The sequence below is a fragment of the Enterobacter cloacae complex sp. 2022EL-00981 genome, from assembly GCF_028737495.1.
Classification (GTDB): Bacteria; Pseudomonadota; Gammaproteobacteria; order Enterobacterales; family Enterobacteriaceae; genus Enterobacter; species Enterobacter cloacae.
Genome location: NZ_JAQZRK010000008.1, coordinates 1 through 24,838, shown reverse-complemented (window position 1 = coordinate 24,838; position 24,838 = coordinate 1). Strand labels below are relative to the sequence as shown.

Genomic DNA, 24,838 nt, shown 5'->3' with positions numbered 1-24,838 from the left:
GGTAAATAAAAGGTTATTTGAATGTTAAATAATTGAGTGTTTGCACTGTGAATGTAGATTGCAGCCTTCGTGCCAGCCAGCGATAAAAATGCATAAACGGGTGGAGGTAACAGAATATCAATAAGTTACAATATGGAGTTATTCACTGTTAGTGCATAAAAAGTGAATATTTTTACGACAAGCGGCGCTTTGCCGCATGAAAATCAGAAAGAGTATGCAGAGGCCAAATATAATTCTGGAATTGTGATCGCTCGCGAAATTTATCGGCCATTTACGCCCCTTTTAAGGGCGAAGCGCGTCAGAATGGTGCAAATATTGCACCGTTGGCATTATCTGTCGCAGTTATTGGTCAATCCCCGTAACAGACGACGCAAATTCTGCTACCATCCATGCACTATTCACCTTGCACTGGCAGCGACTATGAAATTTGTCTCTTTTAATATCAACGGCCTGCGTGCCCGCCCTCACCAGCTTGAAGCGATTGTTGAACAACATCAGCCTGATGTGATCGGCCTGCAGGAGACAAAAGTTCACGACGATATGTTTCCCCTCGAAGAGGTGGTGAAACTGGGTTACAACGTCTTTTATCACGGGCAGAAAGGGCATTACGGCGTTGCCCTGCTGACCAAAGAGACGCCGGTTTCCGTCCGCCGCGGCTTCCCGGGTGATGGCGAAGAAGCGCAGCGCCGGATCATCATGGCGGAAATTCCTTCAGCGCTCGGCAATATCACCGTGATCAACGGCTATTTCCCGCAGGGTGAGAGCCGTGACCATGAGACCAAATTCCCGGCGAAAGCGAAGTTTTATCAGGATCTGCAGGATTACCTGACCACCGAACTGAAAAAAGAGAATCCGGTGCTGATCATGGGCGACATGAATATTAGCCCGACCGATCTGGATATCGGCATTGGTGAAGAGAACCGCAAACGCTGGTTGCGCACCGGCAAGTGTTCATTCCTGCCGGAAGAGCGCGAGTGGATGGATCGCCTGCTGAGCTGGGGTCTGGTGGATACCTTCCGCACGGCTAACCCGGACACCCAGGATCGCTTCTCATGGTTCGATTACCGCTCAAAAGGCTTTGATGACAACCGCGGGCTGCGCATAGACCTGCTGCTGGCAAGCTCCCCGCTGGCGGAACGCTGCATTGAAACCGGGATCGACTACGATATCCGCAGCATGGAAAAACCGTCGGACCACGCGCCGGTGTGGGCGAAATTCAAGCTGTAACCCCGTGTGAACATTCGAAAAATTGTCGTACTGTGCGCCCTGCTGGGCGCCTTTATGCTGACGTGGCTCACTCTTCCTCCGGGCACGCTCTCTCTTGAAACCGTCAAAACGCATCAGCAGACCTTGCTCGCCTGCGTCGAACACGCCCCGCAGCAAAGTGCGCTGATCTTTTTTGCGCTCTATGTGGTGGTTTCCGCCCTCTCTATCCCCGGTGCCGCGATACTGACCCTGCTGGGCGGCGCGCTATTTACGCTGTGGAAGGGGACGCTGCTGGTGTCGTTTGCCTCCACGCTCGGCGCCACGCTCGCGATGCTTGCCAGCCGTTATCTGCTGCGCGACTGGGTTCAGCGACGGTTTGCCCAACAGATGAAAACGGTGAATGCCGGGATGGCGCGTGACGGCGCAGGGTATCTTTTCGCCCTGCGCATGATGCCGTTGTTCCCGTTTTTTCTGGTCAATCTGCTGATGGGGCTGACCCGCATTGGGGTGCGTCGGTACTGGTGGGTCAGCCAGCTCGCCATGCTGCCCGCAACGGTTATCTTCCTCAACGCCGGCCGCGAGCTGGGAAAAATCACCTCGCTGCGCGATATTCTGTCGCCGGGCATGCTGTTAGCCTTTACACTACTGGGGTTATTACCGCTGATGAGCCGATGGCTGTTTTCCCGACTCCCCTCTTCGTTTAAAAAGTGAGGCATTATGCGCCGTGTGCGTTTTTGCGCGTTTCTGACCGGTCTGCTGCTGACCGCCCCTCTGTGTGCCGCCGACAGCTGGCACGTTATCCAACAACAGGCCAAAGGCCAGACCGTCTGGTTTAACGCCTGGGGAGGCGATCAGGCGGTGAACCGCTACCTCGACTGGGTCAGCGGCGAGATGAAAACGCACTACGCGATCAACCTCAACATTGTCCACCTGGCCGATGCGGCGGATGCGGTAAAACGGATCCAGACAGAAGCTGCCGCCGGGCGTAAGACCCATGGCTCGGTGGATCTTTTGTGGGTTAACGGTGAGAATTTCCGCACGCTGAAAGAGGCTAACCTGCTGCAAACCGGATGGGCACAGACGCTGCCTAACTGGCGTTATGTCGACACGGGCAAACCGGTCACGGAAGATTTCGCCCTGCCAACCGAGGGTGCAGAATCTCCGTGGGGTGGCGCGCAGTTTACCTTTATCGCCCGCAAAGCGAGCATGCCGACTCCACCGTCAGACCCGCAGGGATTACTGGCCTGGGCCCAGCAGCATCCGGGTAAAATCAGCTATCCTCGTCCGCCTGATTTTACCGGCACCGCGTTTCTGGAACAGTTACTTCTCACGCTCACCTCCCGACCCGATGCGCTGAAACGCGCGCCCGATGACACCTTTGCACAGGTTACCGCGCCGCTCTGGGACTACCTCGACAAACTCCACCCGCTGCTGTGGCGAGAAGGAAAAGATTTCCCGCCTTCACCTGCGCGGATGGATACCCTGCTCGCCCGCGGCAGTCTGAGCCTGTCGCTGACCTTTAACCCGGCACATGCGCTGCAAAAAGTGGCCAGCGGTGAACTGCCTGCCGACAGCTACAGCTTTGGTTTTCACAACGGGATGATCGGTAACGTTCATTTTGTTGCCATCCCGGCGAACGCCAGCGCCAGTGCGGGGGCCAGGGTGGTTGCCAATTTCCTGCTCTCACCTCAGGCGCAGATCCGCAAAGCCGACCCGGCTATCTGGGGCGATCCGAGCGTACTGCAGGCGAACACGCTGCCAGCAGATGAAGCAAAACAGCTTCAGGCCCACACGCCACAAGGGCTTCCGCGGATGCTTGCGGAGCCACACGCAGCCTGGGTTAACGCGCTGGAGCAGGAATGGCTGCGTCGTTACGGCACCCGCTGAGCGCACTCATCTGGCTGGCGATGGCGGCAGTGTATCTGCCGCTTGTTCCCGCCGCCGCCATGCTGTTGACTCCGGCGCTGTCGGCAGAAAACTGGCAACGCCTGTTTGACGACCCGCAGATCCCGCAGGCGCTCGCCGCCACCCTGGTATCCACGCTGATTGCCACTCTCGGCGCCCTGTTTATCGCCCTGATTTTCGTCACCACGCTCTGGCCCGGTGAGCGCTGGCGTCGTCTGTGTACCCGTTTGCCGTGGCTGCTGGCCGTTCCCCACGTTGCTTTCGCCACCAGCGTGTTGCTGACTTTTGCCGAAGGCGGTCTGTTTTATCAGCTCTGTACACGCTGCTCCCCGATGTTGGATCGCTACGGGATTGGGCTGGGGCTGACTCTCGCCGTCAAGGAGAGCGCCTTCGTGCTGTGGGCGATATATGCGGTGTTACCTGAAACCAGACTGGCCCGCCAGAATGTCGTGTTGCAGACCCTGGGATACGGGCGGCTCCAGCGGCTGTGCTGGCTGGTGATCCCGGAGATCGCCCCGGCGCTGGGTGCCACAATGCTGGCGGTGCTCGCCTGGTCCCTCTCTGTTGTGGATGTCGCCATCATCCTGGGGCCGGGGAATCCGCCTACCCTGGCGGTACTGGCCTGGCAGTGGCTGACCCAGGGCGACGTGCAGCAGCAAACGAAAGGAATGCTGCTCTGCCTGCTGATGCTCGCGCTGCTGGCCGTGCTTTCGGCGCTGGGGTTCGGTATCTGGAAGGCGTGGCGTCGCACGTTGCCTGCGCTGACAGGGGTGCGACGCACGTTCCCCCTCGCGCCGCCCGCCCGTATGCTCAGCGGAATCCTCCCCGCATGCGGCATGCTTTGCGCCGGAGTGCTGCTGATGTTGGCCCAGTGGGATGATGTTAGCGCCGTGCGTGCCAGTTTATCGTTCGGCCTGCTTGCCAGCCTGATAGGCCTGATCATAATACTGCTTTGGCTGGAATGGGGGCCGCGGCGTGGTGCGCTGTGGGTCTGGCTCCCTCTCGCTCTTCCTGCGCTGCCGTTGGTTTCCGGGCAATACAGGGTGGCGTTATGGCTGGGTATTGACGGGCAGTACGCGGCCGTGCTCTGGAGCCATCTGCTGTGGGTGTTGCCGTGGATGCTGCTGATAATGCAACCCGCCTGGCGGCGCATCGATCCGCGGCTTCTCCTCACGGCCAGAACGCTTGGCTGGCGGCGGACAAAAGTCTTCTGCCTGATCAAATGTCCCCTGCTGTTGCGCCCCGCGCTGCTGGCGTTTGCAACCGGATTTTCGGTCAGTATGGCGCAATACATGCCAACACTCTGGCTCGGCGCGGGGCGTTTCAGCACCCTTACCACCGAAACCGTGGCGCTCAGCAGCGGCGGCAGCATCCCGATTCTGGCTAACCGGGCGCTGTGGCTTCTGCTGGTGACAGGGGCCGTCTTCGGCGTTGCCGCACTGTTATCCCGGCTCGCAGGCCATTATCGACGAGGATTACGTTAATGCTGAAGGTCAACAATCTCACCATTGCGCCGCTGTTCCGTGAAGTTAACTTTTATGTCCCTCGCGGTGAAATTGTCACCCTGATGGGGCCGTCCGGCAGCGGGAAATCGACCCTGTTCTCATGGATGGTTGGGGCACTGTCTGACGACTTTCAGGCGCAGGGCGAGCTGTGGCTTGACGATCGCCGCTGTGACGGGCTGCCTGTCGAGCAACGCGGGATCGGTATTCTCTTTCAGGACGCACTGCTGTTTGACCAGTACAGCGTCGGGCAAAATCTGCTGCTGGCGTTACCGGCGCGAATAACCGGACGCGCACGCCGGGAAAAGGTGCAACAGGCTCTGGATTCAGCCGGGCTAAATCGCCACTATGCCAGCGATCCGGCCACGCTGTCCGGCGGGGAGCGTGCCAGGGTGAGCCTGCTAAGGGCTCTGCTTGCCGAGCCGCAGGCGTTGTTGCTGGACGAACCGTTTAGCCGCCTTGATAAATCACTGCGGTCCTCCTTTCGGACATGGGTGTTTGATGCCCTGCGCGCACGCAATATCCCGGTGGTGCTGGTCACGCATGACGATGAAGATATTCCGCCGGGTGGCGAGGTGATTGAGATTTCTCGCTGGCAATAATGTGCTAACGCAATGTTTTACCTTTCAGGAGAGACGACAATGCCCCCCTCTTTTACTGACGTCAGGTTATTCGATGAAACGTGTTTCTCAACTGACCGCGCTGGCCCTGCTTTGCGGCCTCGCCTCACTCTCTTGCATGGCCGCTGATATGCCCCATTCGCTCACACTGGCTCAGCTTCAGGAACAGCACGGCGCGGCGATCGATACCCGTGCCAGTGCGTTTTATAACGGCTGGCCGCAAACGCTGAGCGCCCCCTCCGGGCACGAGCCCGCTGCGCTTAACCTCTCTGCCACCTGGCTGAGCGCGATGAGCGACGACCAGATTGGCCGCTGGGCAAAACAGCATCAGCTTACCCCAACAACGACTATTGCCCTCTATGGCAGTGACGCTGACAACCAGGCGGTGAGCGCCCGCCTGAAGAAAGCCGGTTATCCCTGGGTTTCCGTTCTCAGTGATGCCCTGCAGTCCCCTGAGCGTCTGCAGCGCCTGCCGCACTTTGAACAGCTCGTTTACCCGCAGTGGATTTATCAGCTTTCTCAGGGCAAACCGGTGGCAGCCGCCCCGGCCGGTGACTGGAAAGTGATTGAAGCCGCCTGGGGTGCGCCGAAGTTCTATCTGCTGAACCACATTCCCGGCGCGGATTATATTGATACCAACGAAGTGGAAAGCGAGCCGCTGTGGAATAAGGTTTCTGACGACAAACTGAAAGCGATGCTGGCAAAACACGGGATCCGTCACGATACCACCGTCATTCTGTATGGTCGCGATGTCTATGCCGCCGCCCGCGTGGCGCAAATTATGCTCTACGCGGGCGTGAAGGACGTGCGTATTCTTGATGGTGGCTGGAAAGCGTGGTCAGAGGCCAACCTGCCGGTGGAAAGAGGGATGCCTGCTGATGTCAAACCCGCTCCCGATTTCGGCGCGCCGATCCCCGGTCAGCCACAGCTGATGATCGATATGGCGCAGGCGCGCGGGATGCTGCATCGCCAGGATGCTTCGCTGGTCAGCATTCGCTCGTGGCCGGAGTTTACTGGCGAAACCAGCGGCTACAGCTACATCAAACCCAAAGGTGAAATTGCCGGTGCCCGCTGGGGTCATGCCGGAAGCGATGCCACCCATATGGAAGATTTCCATAACCCGGACGGCACCATGCGCAGCGCCGATGACATCGCCGCCATATGGAAAAGCTGGAACATCCTGCCGGAACAGCACGTGGCCTTTTATTGCGGTACCGGCTGGCGAGCCTCTGAGGGCTTTATGTATGCCCGGGCGATGGGCTGGAAAAACATCTCCGTCTATGACGGTGGCTGGTACGAATGGAGCAGCCACCCGCAAAACCCGGTGTCGTCTGGCGAGCGCGGACCCGACAGTTCGCGCTAGGGCGTGAGTGAACGCAGTGTCAGATACCCGCTCCAGATGCGCGTTGTGGTGGTCAGCCAGCACAACGCGCCAAATACCCACGCGAGAAGCGTGAAGTGCGCCGGAAACAGGCAGCACAACACAAACAGCACGATGGTTTCCGTCCCTTCCGTTAATCCGCCGATATAGTAAAACGACTTGTGCGCATAGCCGGGGTTATCGATATTGTGTTTCGCCGCCAGAGCGGCAAAGGCCAGAAAGCTGCTGCCGGTTCCGATAAAGGCGAACAGTAGCCAGGCCGCGGCCAGCGCATTCTCAGCGGGAGCCGCGAGGGCAAAACCAAACGGCACCAGCGCGTAGAACAGAAAATCGAGCGCGATATCCAGAAACCCGCCCGCATCCGTCAGCCCTCTGCGGCGTGCCAGCGCGCCGTCCAGGCCATCCAGCAGGCGATTAACCACAATGGCGACCAGGGCCGCCGGATACCAGCCAAGCGCCAGAAACGGTAGCGTCAGCACGCCTGCGGCAAATCCGGTCAACGTTAAGCCATCGGGCGTGATGCCGGGTTTATCCAGCCAGGAGGCCAGCCGGTTAAGGGCGGGCTTTACCCGGGGGTGAAGATGTCGATCAAGCATGCGGCTTTCCTTTAAACGTGTCGCACAATCCCTGCGCCGGGATATCAAGGGCGGCATTAAAGCGGGCCGAAAGGTTTTGAAACGCAATCAGCGCCGTCATTTCACTCATCGTCTCATCGTTAAAAAGGCGTTTGAGCTCGCGTTTGAGCGCCTCATCCACCTGCGGCGGCGTGGCGGTGACGGCCTCCGCGTAGGCCAGCGCCGCGCGCTCCTGCTCATTGAAAAGCGCGGCGTCACGCCACTGGCTTACGGCCTGCACTTTATCCAGCGCGCCCGCGCGTTCGGCAAGACGCAGGCTATTGGCATCAATGCAAAATGCACAGTGACAGAGCTGGGATACCCGCGTCATCAGCAGCGAGCGCAGCACCGGCGTCAGACGAGCGTTGCGTCGCTCCAGAAACCCGACAAACAGCGCCACCAGCCAGAACAGGCGCGGCATACGTCCCCACCAGCGCGTGGGGTTAAGCACTGCGCCAAAGTGTTTTTTCTGCAGGGCGGCAATGGGTTTGAGGCTGGCGGGAAGGGATTCAACCGGGGCAACCCAGGTGGATGTCTCTTTCACGTGATTCTCCTGATGACTGGACTCCTGGAAAGGGCACGATAATATGGTGTTTTTCGCTATCAAGTATTGACGACCATGCTGAAAACACTCGATGTCGTTGCGGCAATCATCGAAAAAGACAATAAAATTTTACTGGCGCAGCGCCCCATGCATGCCGATCAGCCGGGCCTGTGGGAGTTTGCCGGTGGAAAGGTGGAAGCCGGAGAAACGCAGCCCGAGGCGCTGATCCGCGAGTTGCAGGAGGAGTTGGGGATCCACGCGCAACCGTCGCACTACGTGGCAAGCCACCAGCGGGAAGTGTCGCAGCGGCTTATCAATTTGCACGCCTGGCACGTTCCCCACTTCAGCGGTGAGCTAACGGCGCACTACCACAGCGCCCTGGTGTGGTGTACGCCTGAAGAGGCGTTTGACTACCCCTTAGCCCCGGCGGATATTCCGCTGCTGGAAGCCTTTATTCTTTTACGCGACGCCAGACCAGCGGGTTCGTGCTGATGGTGCGTTCATCGCGCTGGCACTGCAGCAGGATGCCGTCCGCTTTCACTACCGCCCCTTCTGAGTAGTTCTGATCCTGATAGATGCAGCACTGGTTACAGGGCTGCGCTCTCTGGCCGCTGGAGCTAAAGACCTCCGGCGGGACGTTCACTTCCACATCCGGACGCATGCGGTCAGCCTGCGCGCCTGCGCTCAGCATCAAACATAACGCGGTCATCACGTAACGGTTCATAGACTTCTCTTCCTGTTGTGTCCTGATAATGACTATAACGGTTAATCATCGCGGAACCTTTAATTTATCTCGTCATCGCTTTTGGTTATGACGCCGCACAGGTCATTAATTTCCCTTTCGACATGAATTTCTGCTTGCTTCGCAAAGCGGTACGGGTGGTATAGTCAAAAAAACAACACAAATCGTATAAGACACATACGGAAATTATCATAAGAGGTTCTTATATCTATGGATCAGACACGCACTCTGGAAAGTTTTCTCACCCATGTTCAGCAGCGCGACCCGCATCAGAGCGAGTTTGCGCAGGCCGTACGTGAAGTAATGACCACCCTGTGGCCCTTCCTGGAACAAAACCCACGTTATCGTCAGATGTCTTTGCTTGAGCGCCTCGTCGAACCTGAGCGCGTGATCCAGTTCCGCGTGGCGTGGGTGGACGACCGCAATCAGGTGCAGGTCAACCGCGCGTGGCGCGTGCAGTTTAACTCGGCTATCGGGCCGTTTAAGGGCGGGATGCGCTTCCACCCTTCAGTGAACCTGTCGATTTTGAAATTCCTTGGCTTTGAGCAGACCTTTAAAAACGCGCTCACTACCCTGCCGATGGGCGGCGGTAAAGGCGGCAGTGATTTTGACCCGAAAGGCAAAAGCGAAGGCGAAGTGATGCGTTTCTGCCAGGCGCTGATCACCGAGCTTTATCGCCACCTTGGCCCGGACACCGACGTCCCTGCCGGTGATATCGGCGTGGGCGGGCGTGAAGTGGGCTTTATGGCCGGAATGATGAAAAAGCTCTCAAACAACAGCGCCTGCGTCTTTACCGGCAAAGGACTCTCCTTTGGCGGCAGCCTGATCCGCCCGGAAGCGACCGGCTACGGTCTGGTCTATTTCACCGAAGCGATGCTGAAACGCCACGGCTTAGGCTTTGAAGGCATGCGCGTGGCGGTCTCCGGCTCCGGCAACGTGGCGCAATATGCCATCGAAAAAGCAATGCAGTTTGGTGCCCGCGTGGTCACCGCGTCTGATTCCAGCGGTACCGTCGTGGATGAAGCCGGCTTCACGGCTGAGAAACTGGCGCGTCTGTGTGAAATTAAAGCCAGCCGCGATGGCCGCGTGGCCGATTATGCCCGCGAGTTTGGTCTGACCTATCTTGAGGGTAAACAACCGTGGGGCGTGCCGGTGGATATCGCCCTGCCGTGTGCAACCCAGAACGAACTGGACGTTGAAGCCGCCCGCACCTTAATCAGCAATGGCGTAAAAGCGGTAGCCGAAGGGGCGAATATGCCAACCACCATCGAGGCGACCGATCTGTTCCTGGAAGCGGGCGTACTGTTTGCACCGGGCAAAGCCGCCAACGCCGGCGGCGTGGCAACGTCCGGTCTGGAGATGGCGCAAAACGCCGCGCGTCTGGGCTGGAAAGCGGAGAAAGTGGATGCCCGTCTGCACCACATCATGCTGGATATTCACCACGCCTGCGTAGAGTACGGAGGTGAGGCCTCGCAAACCAACTACGTGCGTGGTGCGAATATCGCCGGGTTCGTGAAGGTGGCGGACGCGATGATTGGGCAGGGTGTGATTTAAAGTTTATCGTGCGGCCGGGTGCCCTCTCCCACAGGGAGAGGGAGAAAAACGAGGGTATCAGGCCGCGCTCTTTTTCTTTTTAAACGGTTTCTTCGCACCACCACCCGGTGCCACCATTCCTCTGAACCGCTTCACCGGCGTGCTGCGCGCCTGATCGATCAGCTGGTACAGCGTCCCCACCAGCGGCTGCATAAAGTCCTGATAACGGCACTGTTTCTCGCTGATTTGCGTCAGCACCGATTCCCAGTGCGCCGTCATATCCGGCCGGGCGGCCAGCTCCGGCAGGGAGTGGATTAATGCCCTGCCCGGCTCGGTGGAGTGAATATAGCGCCCTTTTTTCTCCAGGAAGCCGCGTTTGAACAGTAGCTCGATGATCCCCGCGCGGGTCGCTTCGGTTCCCAGCCCGTCAGTGGCGCGCAGGATCTTTTTCAGCTCTTTGTCCTGCACAAAACGGGCAATCCCGGTCATGGCGGAGAGCAGCGTCGCATCGGTGAAATGGCGTGGTGGCTGCGTCTGGCGCTCTACCACTTCCCCTTTCTCACACAGCAGCTCGTCGTCTTTAGCCACTACCGGCAGCGGAGTGCCGTCGTTCTCTTCGTCACGCTCTTTGTTGCCAAGCAGCGTACGCCAGCCCGCTTCCGCCAGAAAACGCGCTTTGGCAATAAATTTGCCTTTGGCGATCTCCAGCTCAATGACGCACTTGCGGAACACCGCGTCCGGGCAGAACTGCATCAGATACTGACGCGCGATCAGGTTATAGACCTTCGCTTCGTTCTCCGTCAGGTTGACGTTGCTGGCCCGCGCCGTCGGGATGATCGCATGGTGGGCATCGACTTTTTTATCGTCCCAGCAGCGGTTATGGGTATCCGGGTTGACGACCGGCTGCGGCAGCAGATCCGGCGCATGCACGCCGATGGCGTTCATCACCGCGTGGCGTCCGGCAAAGTGCTCTTCAGGCAGGTAGCGGCTGTCTGAACGCGGATAGGTGATGAGCTTGTGGGTTTCGTAGAGCTTCTGGCAGATATCCAGCACGTTCTGCGCGCTCAGGCCAAAGCGCTTCGCGGCCTCAATCTGCAGGGCAGAAAGTGAAAACGGCAGCGGTGCGGGTTCGGATTCCCGTTTATCGTTATAGCTGGTGACGATGGCAGGTTGACCGGTGATCCGGTTGACCACGTGCTCCGCCAGCGGACGGTGCAGCAGACGGCCCTCTTCATCCTGATACGATTCGCAGGCATCGCTCGGCTGCCAGACGGCGGTAAAACGCTCCTCTTTCGGGGTGACGATGTGCGCTTTCACTTCGAAGAAATCTTTGGCGACGAAGTTTTCAATTTCTTCATCACGGCGCACCACCAGCCCCAGCACCGGCGTTTGCACGCGGCCAACGGAGAGTACCCCCTGATAGCCGGCATTCCGCCCAAGGATCGTGTAGGCGCGGGTCATGTTGATCCCGTACAGCCAGTCTGCGCGCGCACGGGCCAGCGCGGACACGCACAGCGGGATAAACTCGCTGTTGGCGCGCAGGCGCGAAATCGCCCGCTCCACCGCCTGCGGGTTGAGGTCGTTAATCAGGCAGCGCTGCACCTGCTGGCGTTTTTCCGGCGCCAGCTCCAGATAGTCCAGCACTTCATCCACCAGCAGTTGTCCTTCCCTGTCCGGGTCACCGGCGTGGACAACTTCAGACGCTTCATGCAGAAAGCGCTTAATGACGTTGAGCTGTTTGGTGACGGAGGGGCGCGGTTGCAGGCGCCATTTTTCCGGCACGATAGGCAGATCGTTGAGGTTCCAGCGGGCATAGCGGCTGTCGTAGACGTCTGGCTGTGCCTGCTCAAGCAGGTGACCAATGCACCAGGTGACCACCTGCCCGTTACCGCATTCAATAAAGCCGTCGCCTTTGCGGTGCGGCTTCGGCAGCACATCGGCGATGGCACGAGCCAGACTCGGCTTTTCGGCAATAAACAACCGCATCGAATTAACGGATCTCAATCATCGGTCGGCCACCGCGCGCGGTCACCAGCTCGCCGATCGCCGTCAGGGTAATACCAAACTCGGCGGCCGTTGCCTGCACCTCGGCTTCTGACTCCGGCGTGACTGCCAGCAGCAGACCACCCGAGGTTTGCGGATCGCACAGCAGGTTACGCCACTCTTCAGGCATTTCGCCCATCAGATGACCATAGCTGGCAAAGTTACGCTGAGTACCGCCCGGCACGGCGCCCTGGGCGATATACGCTTCCACGCCTGGCAGCTTCGGCACGTCCTGATACCAGACCTGCGCCTGCACACCCGCGCCCTGACACACTTCAGAGAGATGCCCCAACAGGCCAAAACCGGTGACGTCTGTCATCGCCTTCACGCCGTCGATATTGGCGAAAGCGGCACCGGCCAGGTTCATCTGGCACATCACTTCCGTTGCCAGACCTTTGTGTTCCGGTTTCAGCAGGGATTTTTTCTCGGCAGTGGTCAGTACGCCAATGCCCAGCGGCTTGGTGAGGAACAGCTTGCAACCCGCCTGCGCGGTGCTGTTGCGTTTGACGCGCTCGGTAGGCACCACGCCCGTGACCGCCAGACCGAAGATCGGCTCCGGCGCATCAATAGAGTGACCACCGGCCAGGGCAATCCCCGCCTGCTGGCAGGCAAAGCGTCCGCCCTCAATCACCTGGCGGGCTATTTCTGGCGCAAGGGTGTTGATCGGCCAGCCCAGAATCGCAATCGCCATAATCGGTTTACCGCCCATCGCGAAGATATCGCTGATGGCGTTGGTCGCCGCGATGCGCCCGAAATCGAACGGGTTATCGACAATCGGCATAAAGAAGTCAGTGGTACTGATAATGCTGGTGCCGTTACCCAAGTCATAAACCGCTGCATCGTCACGCGTTTCGTTGCCAACAAGCAGGTTCGGGTCGACAAACTTCGCCTGTTCGCTGTGCAGGATGGTTTCCAGCACTTTGGGGGAAATTTTACAACCGCAACCGGCTCCGTGGCTGTATTGCGTTAAACGAATGGTTTGCTCGCTCATGGACATCTCCTGTCAATGCAATCGCGCTATGGTAGCGCTCATTCCTTAAAGAGGTAAGTATGACTGTCTGAATTCTGCGGCAGATGCTCAGAATCCAGACAGTTTAGCGCGCGTTATCAGAAACGGCTGACGAAAGGCGTAGTGTCCGGCACGCTAATGGTGCTGGAGGCTTTAAGCTGAGGGGTGCCGAGATAGAGGAAACCGACGATTTTGTCATGCTCGCCGCAGTTGAGTCCGTCGCGCACCGCCGGGCTTTCAGTCAGTGGCCCGGTACGCCAGATACCGTTGAAGCCTTGTGCAACAGCGGCCATCTGCATCGCCATCACCGCGCATCCCGCCGACATCTCCTGCTCCCAGACAGGCACTTTATGCTCCGCCTGACACTTCGCCACAACGGCGATAATCATCGGTGCACGGAACGGCGCGTTACGGGCTTTATCGATCCCTTTCTCATCCTGAGCGGCGGCAACCGCCCCCTGCTCCAGCAGCTGGCTGAAGCGCTCGCGGCCTTCACCTTCAATAATAAAGAAGTGCCACGGCTGAAGTGTGCCGTGATCCGGCGCACGCATACCGGCACGCAGAATGTTCTCCAGCTGCTCACCCGCTGGCGCAGGTTCCGCCAGACGTGACGCGCTACGGCGGTTAACAAGCAGTTCAAGTGCGTCCATTGGTTAACTCCTTTCTTGAAATTTACTCACAAAATTAACACGACGGCAGATTTTGTTACAGCCTGGCAGGCGATTCCTGCTGACAAGTGGCGGTTGGGTCATTACGATAACCCAACATTACCGTCCAGTGGCGACGGAAACAGTCATTTTCTGGTTAGGGAGAATACATGCGAACCCTTTGGCGAATCTTTGCCGGTTTCTTTAAATGGACGTGGCGACTGCTCAATTTCGTCCGCAACCTGGTGATGAACCTCGTTTTCATCCTCCTGGTGCTGGTTTGCGCGGGCATCTGGATGCACATCAGTAACGCAAACCAGTCACAGCATTCGACGCGCGGCGCGCTGCTGCTCGACATCACCGGCGTGATTGTCGATAAGCCTTCCACCAGCAATCGTCTGGGAGTGATTGGTCGTCAGCTGTTCGGCGCTACCTCGGACCGTCTGCAGGAAAACTCCCTGTTCGATATTGTCGATACCATTCGTCAGGCAAAAGATGATCGCAACATTACGGGTATCGTGCTGGATCTGAAAGATTTTGCCGGGGCCGACCAGCCTTCCATGCAGTACATCGGCAAAGCCCTGCGGGAATTCCGTGACAGCGGTAAACCGGTGATCGCAATAGGCGACAGCTACAGCCAAGGGCAATATTATCTGGCGAGCTTTGCCAATAAAATCTGGCTTTCACCTCAGGGTACGGTCGACCTGCACGGCTTTGCCACGAACGGGCTTTACTACAAATCTCTGCTCGACAAGCTGAAGGTCACCACCCACGTGTTCCGCGTCGGTACGTATAAATCTGCCGTTGAGCCATTCATCCGTGATGACATGTCCCCTGCCGCCCGTGAAGCGGACAGCCGCTGGATTGGTGAGCTGTGGCAGAACTATCTGACCACGGTTGCCAGTAACCGCCAGATTACCCCTGCACAGGTCTTCCCTGGTGCTCAGGGCGTGCTGGACGGCTTGCGCAAGGTTGACGGCGATACCGCGAAATATGCGCTTGATAACAAGCTGGTCGATGCCCTGGGAACCAGCGCGGAGATCGAAAAGTCCCTGAGCAAACAGTTCGGCTGGAGCAAAGAGGATAAAAATTACAGCGCGATCAGCATGTACGATTACGCGGCGAAAAAACCGGATGAGAGCGGTGACAGCGTTGCGGTTGTCTTCGCCAATGGCGCAATCATGGACGGTCAGGAGACTCCGGGGAACGTCGGGGGTGATACCACCGCGTCGCAGATCCGTGACGCGCGTCTTGACCCGAAAGTGAAAGCGATTGTGCTGCGTGTGAACAGCCCGGGGGGCAGCGTCAGCGCCTCTGAAGTGATCCGCGCCGAGCTGGCCGCAGCGCGTGCAGCAGGTAAACCGGTGGTGGTTTCCATGGGCGGCATGGCGGCTTCCGGCGGTTACTGGATCTCAACCCCGGCTAACTACATCGTCGCTAACCCAAGCACCCTGACCGGATCAATTGGCATCTTCGGGGTGATCAACACGGTAGAGAACAGCCTGGATTACCTGGGTGTGCATACGGATGGTGTGGCCACATCACCGCTGGCGGATGTGTCGGTAACCAAATCCCTGCCACCTGAAGTGTCCGAGATGATGCAGCTCAGCATTGAGAATGGCTACAAGCGCTTTATCACGCTGGTCGCTGACTCGCGTAAAAAGACGCCGCAGCAGATCGACGAAATTGCTCAGGGCCACGTCTGGACAGGACAGGATGCGAAGAGCAACGGCCTGGTCGACAGCCTGGGTGACTTTGATGACGCGGTGAAGAAAGCCGCCGAACTGGCGAAGCTCAAACAGTGGCATGTTGAATACTATCAGGATGAGCCGTCGTTCTTCGATATGGTGATGGACAGCATGTCCGTCTCCGTGCGCGCCATGTTGCCGGAAGCGCTGCAGGCTTATCTGCCAGCGCCTGTCGCCACGGCCGCTAAAGCGATGAAAGCGGAAAGCGATAAGCTCGCGGCGTTTAATGATCCACAAAGTCGTTACGCGTTTTGCCTGACCTGCGCAAACGTACGTTAAACCCCGTCCCCTCTTCCGGTGAAGAGGGGATTTTTTTCTTTTGAAGAACAAGAAATCACTACCATGCAGAAGAAATCGATTTATGTAGCCTACACTGGCGGTACCATCGGGATGCAGCGCTCTGAAAACGGCTATATTCCTGTGTCCGGTCATCTTCAACGTCAGCTTGCCCTGATGCCGGAATTCCACCGCCCGGAAATGCCTGACTTTACCATCCACGAGTACGAGCCGCTGATGGACTCCTCCGACATGACGCCGGAAGACTGGCAGCATATCGCGGATGACATCAAAGCCCATTACGACCAGTACGACGGCTTTGTGATCCTGCATGGTACCGACACCATGGCCTTTACCGCCTCGGCGCTCTCCTTCATGCTGGAAAACCTGAGCAAACCGGTGATTGTCACCGGCTCGCAAATTCCGCTGGCGGAACTGCGCTCGGATGGACAGATTAACCTGCTTAACTCCCTCTATGTGGCGGCGAACTACCCGATTAACGAGGTCTCGCTGTTCTTCAACAACCGTCTGTATCGTGGCAACCGTACCACCAAAGCGCACGCCGATGGGTTTGACGCCTTCGCCTCTCCAAACCTGCAACCGCTGCTGGAAGCGGGTATTCATATTCGTCGTCTGGGCACGCCGCCTGCGCCGACCACCTCAGGCGAGCTGATCGTTCACCCGATCACCCCGCAGCCGATCGGTGTGGTAACCATTTATCCGGGCATCTCTGCTGATGTGGTGCGTAACTTCCTGCGCCAGCCGGTAAAAGCGCTGATTTTGCGCTCCTACGGTGTGGGTAACGCGCCGCAGAACAGTGAATTCCTGAAAGAGCTGCAGGAAGCGAGCGAGCGCGGGATTGTGGTGGTTAACCTGACGCAATGTATGTCCGGCAAGGTCAATATGGGCGGCTATGCCACCGGTAACGCTCTGGCGCATGCGGGGGTGATCAGCGGATTCGATATGACCGTCGAGGCCACACTGACTAAACTTCATTATTTACTGAGTCAGGATCTGGACATCCAGTCCATTCGCAGCGCCATGATGCAAAACCTGCGCGGCGAACTGACCCCGGACGAATAAGGAGGCCTCATGAAGCAACGCGCCCTGTTACTGGTCGATTTGCAAAATGATTTCTGCGCAGGCGGCGCACTGGCCGTCGCAGAAGGTGACAGCACGGTCGACGTGGCCAATACCCTGATTGACTGGTGTAAATTGCGCGGTGAAGCCGTTGTCGCAAGCCAGGACTGGCATCCGGCCAACCATGGCAGTTTTGCCAGCCAGCACGGCGTTGAACCCTTCAGCCAGGGTGAGCTCGACGGTCTGGCGCAAACCTTCTGGCCCGATCACTGCGTGCAGCAAACGGAAGGCGCCGCGCTACATCCGCTGCTGAATCAGAAAGCCATCGACGCGGTGTTTCATAAAGGCGAAAACCCGGCTATTGACAGCTACAGCGCCTTTTTCGATAACGGACATCGTCAGAAAACGGCGCTGGACGCGTGGTTACGTCACCACGAAATCACCGAGCTGATTGTGCTGGGGCTGGCAACGGACTACTGCGTGAAGTTTACCGTGCTGGACGCGCTCCAGTTGGGTTATACGGTCAGCGTCATCACCGACGGCTGTCGCGGGGTGAACATTCAACCGCAGGACAGCGCGCAGGCGTTTATGGATATGGCCGCTGAAGGCGCGACGCTGTATACGCTGGCAGACTGGCTGGAGACGCAGGCGTAGTCTTTTATGCCGGGGGGCGGCTTCGCCTTTCCCGGCATTTCCACTCCGATCCCCATAAAGTGAACTCCCTCGCATCACCAGCGAAGCGGCAATGCTATGCTTTTCAGGCTGTTTTTTCGCCACGCTTTTTCTGTGGCGTGGTTATTTTTATTCTGTCAAAGAGGAACACCTATGAAACGTTTGCCATTGCTGGCAGCTTTACCCTTGCTTTGCGCGTCAGTTGCTTACGCCGCTCCCCTGATGTCCGTGGGCTACTTCAACGGCGGTGGTGATGTCACTGCCGGACCCGGCGGCGATATCAATACGCTTGATGTCCGCCAGATCACCCACCTGAACTATTCGTTTGGCCTTATCTACAATAACGAAAAAGACGAAACCAACGCCGCACTGAAAGATCCGGCGAAGCTGCATCAGATCTGGTTATCTCCGAAAGTGGCGTCCGATCTGGCGCTTATCCCACAGCTTCGTAAACAAAACCCGAATTTAAACGTTCTGCTTTCCGTCGGTGGCTGGGGTGCCCGCGGTTTCTCGGGCGCAGCAGCCACCAAAGAGAGCCGCGCGGTGTTTATCCGCTCGGCGCAGGAGATTGTTGAGAAATACGGTCTGGACGGGATCGACCTTGACTGGGAGTACCCGGTAAACGGCGCATGGGGGCTGGTCGCAAGCACGCCTGCTGACCGGGATAACTTCACCTTCCTACTGAAAGAGCTGCGTGCCGCCTTCGGGCAGAAAAAACTGGTCACGATTGCGGTTGGGGCCAATGCGGAAAGTCCGAAAAGCTGGGTCGATGTGAAAGCCATTGCTCCCCTTCTCGACTATATCAACCTGATGACCTACGACATGGCGTACGGCACTCAGTATTTTAACGCGAACCTGTATGACTCCAGCGCCTGGCCGACCGTGGCGGCAGCAGATAAATACAGCGTTGATTTTGTGGTGAACAATTATCTGGCCGCGGGGCTGAAGCCACAGCAGATGAACCTTGGGATTGGTTTCTATGGGCGCGTGCCAAAACGCGCTGTGGAACCGGGCATTGACTGGAGCAAGCCCGATGCGCAAAACAATCCGGTGACACAGCCTTACTTCGGCCCACAGGAGATCGGGTTGTTCAGATCACTCGGTTATGACCTGACCAAAGATACCTACGTGAAGTACAACGATATCGTGAAGAAACTGCTAAACGACCCGCAAAAGCGCTTTACTGAACACTGGGACGACCAGGCGAAAGTGCCGTGGCTTTCCGTGAAGGGCGCCGACGGGAAGGATCTGTTTGCCCTCTCATATGAGAATCCACGTTCCGTCGCTATCAAAGCGGACTATATCAAAGAGAAAGGTCTGGCAGGCGCAATGTTCTGGGAGTATGGGGCGGATGATAATAACCAGTTAGCGAAGCAGCTGGCAGAGTCGCTCGGGATCTCGCACAAGTAGTGAGGCAATCAAACCCTCTCCCACAAGGAGAGGGTTGAGTGAGGGCATCAACCCACACCGTTATTGTATTTTCATCGTCGCAATCGGCTTTGGCGTGATACCAAACTCTTCCTTCAGTTCACGCTTGCTCTTCATCACCATCTGGCCGTTGGTATCGATTGTCATGTGCTGCGCATCGGTGTTGTTGCGCGCCTGCCACAGCATGACCAGCTGCAGACTGTTCTCTTTTTGCTCCGGGGTTAAGGCAACGCCATCAGGCCATTTCCCCAGCTCAACGGCGGTGACCAGACGCTGATAAACCTCCGGCGTCATACCGTTAATCATGTCATCAATATTCACGATCTCTCCCTTTCAAAGGAATAATTTGCTGAATCGTTTTTTCAACCTTTAATCTGGTCGCCGTTTTCATCGTCGCTAAAGCTCAGAGAAGCTGAGTTAACGCAGAAACGCTCGCCCGTTGGCTGAGGGCCATCCGGGAAGACATGCCCCAGGTGCGCATCGCAGTTGCCGCAGCGAATTTCGGTACGCACCATCCCGTGCGACGAGTCAGTTAAGTAGCGGATCGCGTCATCGCTCACCGGCTCGTAAAAGCTCGGCCAGCCGCAGCCAGAATCGTATTTCGTTTGTGAATTGAACAGCGGGGCGTCGCAGACCAGGCAATGGTATACGCCATCGCGTTTGTTATGCAGTAAACGCCCGGTAAATGGCGGCTCCGTGCCGTGATTCTGCGTCACGTAAAACTGCATTTCTGTGAGGTTTTTTTTCAAATCGTCAGGGTTACGTTGGTTCGACATATGCTTACATCTCGCTGTAGAAACAGACACCTTTTAACCCGGATTCTAACAAAACATTAACACCCTTGCGTGCACTTTTGATCTAAACTTATGTGTCGCGAAAAAGCGGTCAGGCAATTGTGATCATGCTCACATATTTATCCTGCGAGGCCTTTAAAATTCCGGGCGCAACCCCCATGTGGTTGCTAGCTCAAAGGGAAAGTGAGGCGAGTCAGTCGCACAAACGTTAGTCACAGGATTGATTTGTCGCAATGATTGACACGATTCCGCTTGACGCTGCGTAAGGTTTTTGTAATTTTACAGGCAACCTTTTATTCACTAACAAATAGCTGGTGGAATATATGACTATCAAAGTAGGTATCAACGGTTTTGGCCGTATCGGCCGTATTGTTTTCCGTGCTGCTCAGAAACGTTCTGACATCGAAATCGTTGGTATCAACGATCTCCTGGACGCTGAATACATGGCGTACATGCTGAAGTACGACTCAACTCACGGTCGTTTCGACGGCACCGTTGAAGTGAAAGACGGCCACCTGGTTGTTAATGGCAAAACCATCCGCGTTACTGCTGAGAAAGACCCAGCTAACCTGAAATGGAACGAAATCGGTGTTGACGTTGTTGCTGAAGCAACCGGTATCTTCCTGACCGACGAAACTGCGCGTAAACACATCACCGCGGGTGCGAAAAAAGTTGTTCTGACTGGTCCTTCCAAAGACAATACCCCAATGTTCGTTCGTGGTGCTAACTTCGAAACTTACGCTGGCCAGGATATCGTTTCTAACGCATCCTGCACCACCAACTGCCTGGCACCGCTGGCAAAAGTTATCAACGACAACTTCGGCATCATCGAAGGTCTGATGACTACCGTTCACGCGACCACCGCTACTCAGAAAACCGTTGACGGCCCGTCTCACAAAGACTGGCGTGGCGGCCGTGGCGCGGCTCAGAACATCATCCCATCCTCTACCGGTGCTGCTAAAGCGGTAGGTAAAGTACTGCCAGAACTGAATGGCAAACTGACTGGTATGGCGTTCCGCGTTCCAACTCCTAACGTATCCGTTGTTGACCTGACCGTTCGTCTGGAAAAAGCTGCTTCTTACGAAGACATTAAGAAAGCAATCAAAGCTGCTTCCGAAGGCCCAATGAAAGGCGTTCTGGGTTACACCGAAGACGACGTTGTATCTACCGATTTCAACGGCGAAGTATGCACTTCCGTGTTCGATGCTAAAGCAGGTATCGCACTGAACGACAACTTCGTTAAACTGGTATCCTGGTACGACAACGAAACCGGCTACTCTAACAAAGTACTGGACCTGATCGCTCACATCTCCAAATAAACTGGAATGAGTGCTTGATCCAAAAAGGCGACTTCGGTCGCCTTTTTTATTGTTTTTAGACAGAGGATTGCGTAATGATTAATAAAATTTTTGCACTTCCGGTAGTCGAACAACTTACCCCTGTGCTCTCCCGTCGCCAGATTGATGGCGCTGATGTTATCGTCGTTGACCACCCGCGTGTGAAAGCCTCCGTTGCGCTGAACGGCGCCCACCTGCTCTCCTGGAAACCGGAAGGTGAAACGGAAGTGCTGTGGCTGAGCGATGCGACCTCTTTCAAAAAAGGAGCGGCGATCCGCGGCGGCGTGCCTGTCTGCTGGCCATGGTTTGGCCCGTCAGCGCAGCAGGGACTGCCTTCTCATGGTTTTGCCCGCAACCAGCAGTGGACCCTGAAAGCGCATAACGAAGATGATAACGGTGCCGTGCTGACCTTTGAGCTTCAGGCCAATGACGAGACCCGTGCGCTGTGGCCGCACGAGTTTACCCTGTACGCCCGCTTCAAGCTGGGTAAAACCTGCGAGATTGAGCTGGAAGCGCACGGCGAGTTTGAAACGACCTCTGCCCTGCACACCTACTTCAACGTGGGTGATATCAGCGCGGTAAAAGTGAGCGGCCTTGGCGATACCTATATCGACAAAGTGGACAATGCAAAAGAAGGGAAACTCAGCGACGGCGTACAGACCTTCCCTGACCGTACCGACCGCGTTTACCTGCATCCGGAAGCGTGCAACGTGATCCACGACACTGCCCTCAACCGTGGCATCGAAGTGATTCACCATCATCACAGCAACGTGGTGGGCTGGAACCCAGGTCCGGCGCTCTCAGTGAGCATGGCCGACGTGCCCGATGACGGTTACAAAACGTTTGTCTGCGTCGAAACGGCCTGCGTCACTACGGCGCAAAAAGCCAGCGAAGAAAAACCGTCTCGCTTAGGGCAGACTATTCGCATTGTGAAGCGCTAAGACGCGGTATTATTTTGACCGCACCAGCACAATGCAAACGGGGCGCAAGCGCCCCGTTATAATGCAAAAAATGCACTGTTTTGATGCACAATCAGAACTTATAGGTCACACCGACAGAGAAAATACCCGCCCAGGACTTGTCGACCATTGGGCTGTCTTTCACTTCGTCGCTCAGACGCTCGTAACGGCCTGTACCGTATACGTTCCAGTCACCCAGGAAGTTGTAGCTCGCGGTCAGCTCCAGGTACGGATCCCAGCCATCATCTGCGCTGTAGCTCTTCAGACCGCTACGACGGGACTCATTCTTAGAGACGCCATAGTAGTAGTCGTTGTAGTTCTCACTGTTGTACTGCACACCAATACCTGGCGTCAGTGTTAACGCACCGTTCGTGTAGCGATAGAGCCAGGCCAGATCCCAGATAAAGCCGTTGCTGTTATCCAGCGTGTCTCCCGCCAGCGCGGTACGCAGGAAGCCATACTCGGTGTTATGCACATAAGAGAGACCCGCCATCATGGTGCTCTTACGCTTGTCGAGTCGACGCAGAGCGTGGCTGTCGCTGTCACCCGGTTTGAAGTGCGTCGGATCGTAGTAGGCCATAATGGAGAGCTTATCGGCCGTATCGTTCCACAGATAGTAGCCGCCGCCCAGTCCACGGAACCAGAAGTTATCGCCTTCATAGGTGACAACCGGAACGGGATAAACATCACGATCATACTGTTTATACGGGCTGTTAATGACGCCAACGCCCGCACCTACCGTCCACTGGCTTTCCGCCTGTGCGGTGCTAACTGCGGTCGCGGCGAGTACGCCCAATGCCAGAAGTTTGAGTTTGGTCACAATCCATTCTTTCCTGTAGTCAAATAATCAGCGGGAGAAGTGTAACCGCCAGACCCGTACTTCCCCAAATTTTTTGCCTGCTAATCAGTTTGATTAACCCGTTATTTTTCATTTTTCAGATGACAGGCCGTTTTCACTTCTGTGACCGCAGGGTGAAAAATGCCCGTATGACATATAACGGCAATGGATATTTTTGGATGAGTTATTGATATGTCATTGAAATTAGATTTTATCAGCATGCAAGTTTTGCAAATGCCATCTACGCTTTAATTTAAGAAGAGTTTTCCTGCACGCCCCGCGGTTCTTAGCGTCTGACCTGGCACACAGGTTGCTGCTCTGGCAGTGAGGGGCGAGAGATTCTCTTCCGGGAGCCTCCACTACTCATACGAACGGCTCTTATCCTGTGCTAAAAAACGAAAGGACGCATACGATCATCAATAGGAACATTTGTAAATCTCAAAAAAAAGAGGCTTTTGGCCTCTTTTGTCATAATGAGCTTTAACCTTTCGGTGGGTATGGATCCTTCCCATGTGAGTCGCTATCTCGAATCTGTCCGTTAGGGCGATGTATGACTAATTCGCTCCCCTGATTACGAGAAATAACTCGCCCAGCATCTATAGCTTCTTGCTGAGTACGGTGAGTTGAAGTTACTTTTCCGTTGCCTGCACCTCTGACAGCCCATTGTCCGTTGTGAGGCACTACATGTTGGTTTTTACCCATAATGTCACTCGCTACATGAAGTACACCATATGGTGTAAACTATAAGTATAGACACAATATGTTGCGTTTGGCTTGCTCAAAATCATATTTTTAGTACTCAACCGTTACAACCTCACAAATGACCGTTGTACCGTTCCACTCATCTTTGTAGATACTGGTATCAATCCCTACCCCAGGTTGAAATGAGTACCCCGTATCATTAACAAACTTCTGGTACTTAGCTGTTTGTACTGAAGCGTCATAGTACCTATGTCCAGAGTACTTAAACCCTGCTGAACCCTGCGGTACTATCCATACACCATATGAGGATAAGGTACTTGCATGTTCAATCACCTTGTATTCAAACTCTGAGCCTGTATAACGGCCTGTATACGCTTCTGATGTGTTGATCTTACCGAAAGGTGGATTGCCATAGGCAACATCATAGAAACGGTCTGATGAGTACTGTAGAGCGTCACCAATGATCCATTCAGCTTCAGGTAGTAGCCTCTTCCCGATCATTACGTACTCAGGATTGAGTTCAACACAGGTAATGTGTGTTGGGTTGTTTCTTAAGTACTGGTAGTAGCTGAGACGACCGATACCTGCACATAGTTCGATACACTGACCAGTACAGCCAGCATCAAGGATGAAATCCCATGCGAGCATTTCAGGGGTGAAGAAAGCACCAGTAGCCCCTATCCCATCGCCTTTGTAGTTGTTAAAGATAAACTCTTTATCGTCTTGAGTTAGTTGCTTATCTGAGTGGATGAGATCCATAACCTGAATGTGTAATGCAGATTCCTTTTTAGTAATTCTTGCCATAAGATACCCTTGTACAGTTGTTGTACGGGTATTTAGGAAATAATAATGAAATCCCTAATAATGATTCTTATCCCGTTAACATTAGCGGGATGTGCAGCAGTACAATATAATGATGGAAAGACTGTTAGTATTCAGTCTGACGGTTGGTATGGTTTAGATAGTTTACAAAAAACAGCAAATGAAGCATGTCAGCAGTATGGAAAGGAAAAGGCAACATACGTTCATAGTGCCAATATGAACCCACATCTACCTAAAGGTAGTGGTGTACAGAATACGATCTGGAAGTGTGAATAGTTCATCAAATATATTTCACTGAGGAATGAAACATGAATCGCCACGGGTTTAACAGACACCTCAGAGTCATTTAAGATGGCTTAAAGAGAGGTGCCCATGAGCGGTAAGCGTTATCCCGAAGAGTTTAAAACTGAAGCAGTCAAACAGGTTGTTGATCGCG

The 24,838-nt window shown here is 55.7% G+C and carries 25 protein-coding genes; 14 read left to right on the top strand and 11 right to left on the bottom strand.

Annotated elements, in window-relative coordinates:
* Positions 1-420: 420 nt before the first annotated feature.
* The 6 genes from xthA to PUZ33_RS09415 all read left to right on the top strand — a co-directional run bounded on the left by xthA (position 421) and on the right by PUZ33_RS09415 (position 6,596).
* Positions 421-1,227 carry an exodeoxyribonuclease III gene (xthA, locus tag PUZ33_RS09440; RefSeq protein ID WP_013097033.1) on the top strand — a complete coding sequence of 269 codons (807 nt, stop codon included), beginning with the start codon at positions 421-423 and terminating at the stop codon, positions 1,225-1,227.
* Positions 1,228-1,233: 6 nt separating this feature from the next.
* A complete protein-coding gene (locus PUZ33_RS09435) occupies positions 1,234-1,917 on the top strand; it encodes a TVP38/TMEM64 family protein (protein ID WP_013097034.1) in 684 nt (227 codons plus the stop codon).
* 15 nt (positions 1,918-1,932) lie between these two features.
* The gene (locus PUZ33_RS09430) at positions 1,933-3,093 is read left to right on the top strand and encodes an ABC transporter substrate-binding protein (protein WP_376739884.1); all 1,161 of its coding nucleotides are present in this window, start codon (positions 1,933-1,935) and stop codon (positions 3,091-3,093) included.
* Positions 3,066-4,595 (top strand): hypothetical protein, encoded by a 1,530-nt coding sequence (locus PUZ33_RS09425; protein WP_058681437.1) that lies wholly within the window; start codon positions 3,066-3,068, stop codon positions 4,593-4,595. The genes PUZ33_RS09430 and PUZ33_RS09425 overlap by 28 nt, the downstream gene beginning before the upstream one ends.
* The gene (locus PUZ33_RS09420) at positions 4,595-5,215 is read left to right on the top strand and encodes an ATP-binding cassette domain-containing protein (protein ID WP_013097037.1); all 621 of its coding nucleotides are present in this window, start codon (positions 4,595-4,597) and stop codon (positions 5,213-5,215) included. Before PUZ33_RS09425 ends, PUZ33_RS09420 begins: the two co-directional genes overlap by 1 nt.
* A 73-nt stretch (positions 5,216-5,288) precedes the next feature.
* Positions 5,289-6,596 carry a sulfurtransferase gene (locus PUZ33_RS09415; RefSeq protein WP_274205314.1) on the top strand — a complete coding sequence of 436 codons (1,308 nt, stop codon included), beginning with the start codon at positions 5,289-5,291 and terminating at the stop codon, positions 6,594-6,596.
* Here the strand turns inward: PUZ33_RS09415 and PUZ33_RS09410 are convergent.
* Positions 6,593-7,210 carry a CDP-alcohol phosphatidyltransferase family protein gene (locus PUZ33_RS09410; protein WP_038419143.1) on the bottom strand — a complete coding sequence of 206 codons (618 nt, stop codon included), beginning with the start codon at positions 7,208-7,210 and terminating at the stop codon, positions 6,593-6,595. The two genes, PUZ33_RS09415 and PUZ33_RS09410, sit on opposite strands and share 4 nt — an antisense overlap.
* A complete protein-coding gene (locus tag PUZ33_RS09405) occupies positions 7,203-7,772 on the bottom strand; it encodes a carboxymuconolactone decarboxylase family protein (protein ID WP_058681435.1) in 570 nt (189 codons plus the stop codon). Before PUZ33_RS09405 ends, PUZ33_RS09410 begins: the two co-directional genes overlap by 8 nt.
* A 75-nt stretch (positions 7,773-7,847) precedes the next feature.
* Between PUZ33_RS09405 and PUZ33_RS09400 the strand changes: the two genes are divergently transcribed.
* Positions 7,848-8,264 (top strand): pyrimidine (deoxy)nucleoside triphosphate diphosphatase, encoded by a 417-nt coding sequence (locus PUZ33_RS09400; protein WP_058681434.1) that lies wholly within the window; start codon positions 7,848-7,850, stop codon positions 8,262-8,264.
* On the opposite strand, the gene PUZ33_RS09395 is transcribed toward PUZ33_RS09400, so the two are convergent.
* Positions 8,224-8,496 (bottom strand): YnjH family protein, encoded by a 273-nt coding sequence (locus PUZ33_RS09395; protein WP_047362183.1) that lies wholly within the window; start codon positions 8,494-8,496, stop codon positions 8,224-8,226. The two genes, PUZ33_RS09400 and PUZ33_RS09395, sit on opposite strands and share 41 nt — an antisense overlap.
* Positions 8,497-8,724: 228 nt before the next feature.
* On the opposite strand from PUZ33_RS09395, the gene gdhA reads away from it, so the two are divergent.
* Complete coding sequence (gdhA, locus tag PUZ33_RS09390) at positions 8,725-10,068, top strand: NADP-specific glutamate dehydrogenase (protein ID WP_020688396.1); 1,344 nt, start codon at positions 8,725-8,727, stop codon at positions 10,066-10,068.
* A gap of 57 nt (positions 10,069-10,125) precedes the next feature.
* On the opposite strand, the gene PUZ33_RS09385 is transcribed toward gdhA, so the two are convergent.
* The 3 genes from PUZ33_RS09385 to PUZ33_RS09375 form a co-directional block, all read right to left on the bottom strand.
* On the bottom strand, positions 10,126-12,033 hold the full coding sequence (locus PUZ33_RS09385; RefSeq protein WP_038979877.1) for a DNA topoisomerase III: 1,908 nt from the start codon (positions 12,031-12,033) through the stop codon (positions 10,126-10,128).
* Between the two features lie 4 nt (positions 12,034-12,037).
* Complete coding sequence (selD, locus tag PUZ33_RS09380; RefSeq protein WP_014831513.1) at positions 12,038-13,081, bottom strand: selenide, water dikinase SelD; 1,044 nt, start codon at positions 13,079-13,081, stop codon at positions 12,038-12,040.
* A 116-nt stretch (positions 13,082-13,197) separates the two neighbouring features.
* Complete coding sequence (locus PUZ33_RS09375; protein ID WP_048971532.1) at positions 13,198-13,749, bottom strand: NAD(P)H nitroreductase; 552 nt, start codon at positions 13,747-13,749, stop codon at positions 13,198-13,200.
* A 167-nt stretch (positions 13,750-13,916) separates the two neighbouring features.
* On the opposite strand from PUZ33_RS09375, the gene sppA reads away from it, so the two are divergent.
* From sppA to PUZ33_RS09355, 4 genes are all read left to right on the top strand, one after another.
* Positions 13,917-15,773 carry a signal peptide peptidase SppA gene (gene sppA / locus PUZ33_RS09370; RefSeq protein WP_020690337.1) on the top strand — a complete coding sequence of 619 codons (1,857 nt, stop codon included), beginning with the start codon at positions 13,917-13,919 and terminating at the stop codon, positions 15,771-15,773.
* A 63-nt stretch (positions 15,774-15,836) separates the two neighbouring features.
* A complete protein-coding gene (ansA, locus tag PUZ33_RS09365; protein ID WP_013097048.1) occupies positions 15,837-16,853 on the top strand; it encodes an asparaginase in 1,017 nt (338 codons plus the stop codon).
* Between the two features lie 9 nt (positions 16,854-16,862).
* The gene (gene pncA / locus PUZ33_RS09360) at positions 16,863-17,504 is read left to right on the top strand and encodes a bifunctional nicotinamidase/pyrazinamidase (RefSeq protein ID WP_029881996.1); all 642 of its coding nucleotides are present in this window, start codon (positions 16,863-16,865) and stop codon (positions 17,502-17,504) included.
* 171 nt (positions 17,505-17,675) lie between these two features.
* Positions 17,676-18,932 carry a glycoside hydrolase family 18 protein gene (locus PUZ33_RS09355; protein WP_013097050.1) on the top strand — a complete coding sequence of 419 codons (1,257 nt, stop codon included), beginning with the start codon at positions 17,676-17,678 and terminating at the stop codon, positions 18,930-18,932.
* A 60-nt stretch (positions 18,933-18,992) separates the two neighbouring features.
* On the opposite strand, the gene PUZ33_RS09350 is transcribed toward PUZ33_RS09355, so the two are convergent.
* Both PUZ33_RS09350 and msrB read right to left on the bottom strand, forming a co-directional pair.
* A complete protein-coding gene (locus PUZ33_RS09350; RefSeq protein WP_013097051.1) occupies positions 18,993-19,271 on the bottom strand; it encodes a YeaC family protein in 279 nt (92 codons plus the stop codon).
* Positions 19,272-19,312: 41 nt separating this feature from the next.
* Positions 19,313-19,726 (bottom strand): peptide-methionine (R)-S-oxide reductase MsrB, encoded by a 414-nt coding sequence (msrB, locus tag PUZ33_RS09345; RefSeq protein WP_013097052.1) that lies wholly within the window; start codon positions 19,724-19,726, stop codon positions 19,313-19,315.
* A 341-nt stretch (positions 19,727-20,067) separates the two neighbouring features.
* On the opposite strand from msrB, the gene gapA reads away from it, so the two are divergent.
* Positions 20,068-21,063 (top strand): glyceraldehyde-3-phosphate dehydrogenase, encoded by a 996-nt coding sequence (gapA, locus tag PUZ33_RS09340; protein ID WP_013097053.1) that lies wholly within the window; start codon positions 20,068-20,070, stop codon positions 21,061-21,063.
* Positions 21,064-21,137: 74 nt separating this feature from the next.
* The gene (locus PUZ33_RS09335) at positions 21,138-22,022 is read left to right on the top strand and encodes a D-hexose-6-phosphate mutarotase (protein WP_047024082.1); all 885 of its coding nucleotides are present in this window, start codon (positions 21,138-21,140) and stop codon (positions 22,020-22,022) included.
* Between the two features lie 91 nt (positions 22,023-22,113).
* On the opposite strand, the gene PUZ33_RS09330 is transcribed toward PUZ33_RS09335, so the two are convergent.
* From PUZ33_RS09330 to PUZ33_RS09320, 3 genes are all read right to left on the bottom strand, one after another.
* Complete coding sequence (locus PUZ33_RS09330; protein WP_013097055.1) at positions 22,114-22,860, bottom strand: MipA/OmpV family protein; 747 nt, start codon at positions 22,858-22,860, stop codon at positions 22,114-22,116.
* A 498-nt stretch (positions 22,861-23,358) separates the two neighbouring features.
* Complete coding sequence (locus PUZ33_RS09325; protein ID WP_129327987.1) at positions 23,359-23,580, bottom strand: DUF2188 domain-containing protein; 222 nt, start codon at positions 23,578-23,580, stop codon at positions 23,359-23,361.
* Between the two features lie 90 nt (positions 23,581-23,670).
* A complete protein-coding gene (locus PUZ33_RS09320) occupies positions 23,671-24,384 on the bottom strand; it encodes a methyltransferase (protein ID WP_252107653.1) in 714 nt (237 codons plus the stop codon).
* Positions 24,385-24,838 lie beyond the last annotated feature (454 nt).

Excerpts from the sequence above, each read along its gene's own strand:
- xthA (WP_013097033.1), top strand. The coding sequence starts at position 421 with ATGAAATTTGTCTCTTTTAATATCAACGGCCTGCGTGCCCGCCCTCAC.
- PUZ33_RS09425 (WP_058681437.1), top strand. The coding sequence starts at position 3,066 with ATGGCTGCGTCGTTACGGCACCCGCTGAGCGCACTCATCTGGCTGGCG.
- PUZ33_RS09420 (WP_013097037.1), top strand. The coding sequence starts at position 4,595 with ATGCTGAAGGTCAACAATCTCACCATTGCGCCGCTGTTCCGTGAAGTT.
- PUZ33_RS09415 (WP_274205314.1), top strand. The coding sequence starts at position 5,289 with ATGAAACGTGTTTCTCAACTGACCGCGCTGGCCCTGCTTTGCGGCCTC.
- PUZ33_RS09410 (WP_038419143.1), bottom strand. The coding sequence starts at position 7,210 with ATGCTTGATCGACATCTTCACCCCCGGGTAAAGCCCGCCCTTAACCGG.
- PUZ33_RS09400 (WP_058681434.1), top strand. The coding sequence starts at position 7,848 with ATGCTGAAAACACTCGATGTCGTTGCGGCAATCATCGAAAAAGACAAT.
- PUZ33_RS09395 (WP_047362183.1), bottom strand. The coding sequence starts at position 8,496 with ATGAACCGTTACGTGATGACCGCGTTATGTTTGATGCTGAGCGCAGGC.
- gdhA (WP_020688396.1), top strand. The coding sequence starts at position 8,725 with ATGGATCAGACACGCACTCTGGAAAGTTTTCTCACCCATGTTCAGCAG.
- PUZ33_RS09385 (WP_038979877.1), bottom strand. The coding sequence starts at position 12,033 with ATGCGGTTGTTTATTGCCGAAAAGCCGAGTCTGGCTCGTGCCATCGCC.
- selD (WP_014831513.1), bottom strand. The coding sequence starts at position 13,081 with ATGAGCGAGCAAACCATTCGTTTAACGCAATACAGCCACGGAGCCGGT.
- PUZ33_RS09375 (WP_048971532.1), bottom strand. The coding sequence starts at position 13,749 with ATGGACGCACTTGAACTGCTTGTTAACCGCCGTAGCGCGTCACGTCTG.
- sppA (WP_020690337.1), top strand. The coding sequence starts at position 13,917 with ATGCGAACCCTTTGGCGAATCTTTGCCGGTTTCTTTAAATGGACGTGG.
- ansA (WP_013097048.1), top strand. The coding sequence starts at position 15,837 with ATGCAGAAGAAATCGATTTATGTAGCCTACACTGGCGGTACCATCGGG.
- pncA (WP_029881996.1), top strand. The coding sequence starts at position 16,863 with ATGAAGCAACGCGCCCTGTTACTGGTCGATTTGCAAAATGATTTCTGC.
- PUZ33_RS09355 (WP_013097050.1), top strand. The coding sequence starts at position 17,676 with ATGAAACGTTTGCCATTGCTGGCAGCTTTACCCTTGCTTTGCGCGTCA.
- msrB (WP_013097052.1), bottom strand. The coding sequence starts at position 19,726 with ATGTCGAACCAACGTAACCCTGACGATTTGAAAAAAAACCTCACAGAA.
- gapA (WP_013097053.1), top strand. The coding sequence starts at position 20,068 with ATGACTATCAAAGTAGGTATCAACGGTTTTGGCCGTATCGGCCGTATT.
- PUZ33_RS09335 (WP_047024082.1), top strand. The coding sequence starts at position 21,138 with ATGATTAATAAAATTTTTGCACTTCCGGTAGTCGAACAACTTACCCCT.
- PUZ33_RS09325 (WP_129327987.1), bottom strand. The coding sequence starts at position 23,580 with ATGGGTAAAAACCAACATGTAGTGCCTCACAACGGACAATGGGCTGTC.
- PUZ33_RS09320 (WP_252107653.1), bottom strand. The coding sequence starts at position 24,384 with ATGGCAAGAATTACTAAAAAGGAATCTGCATTACACATTCAGGTTATG.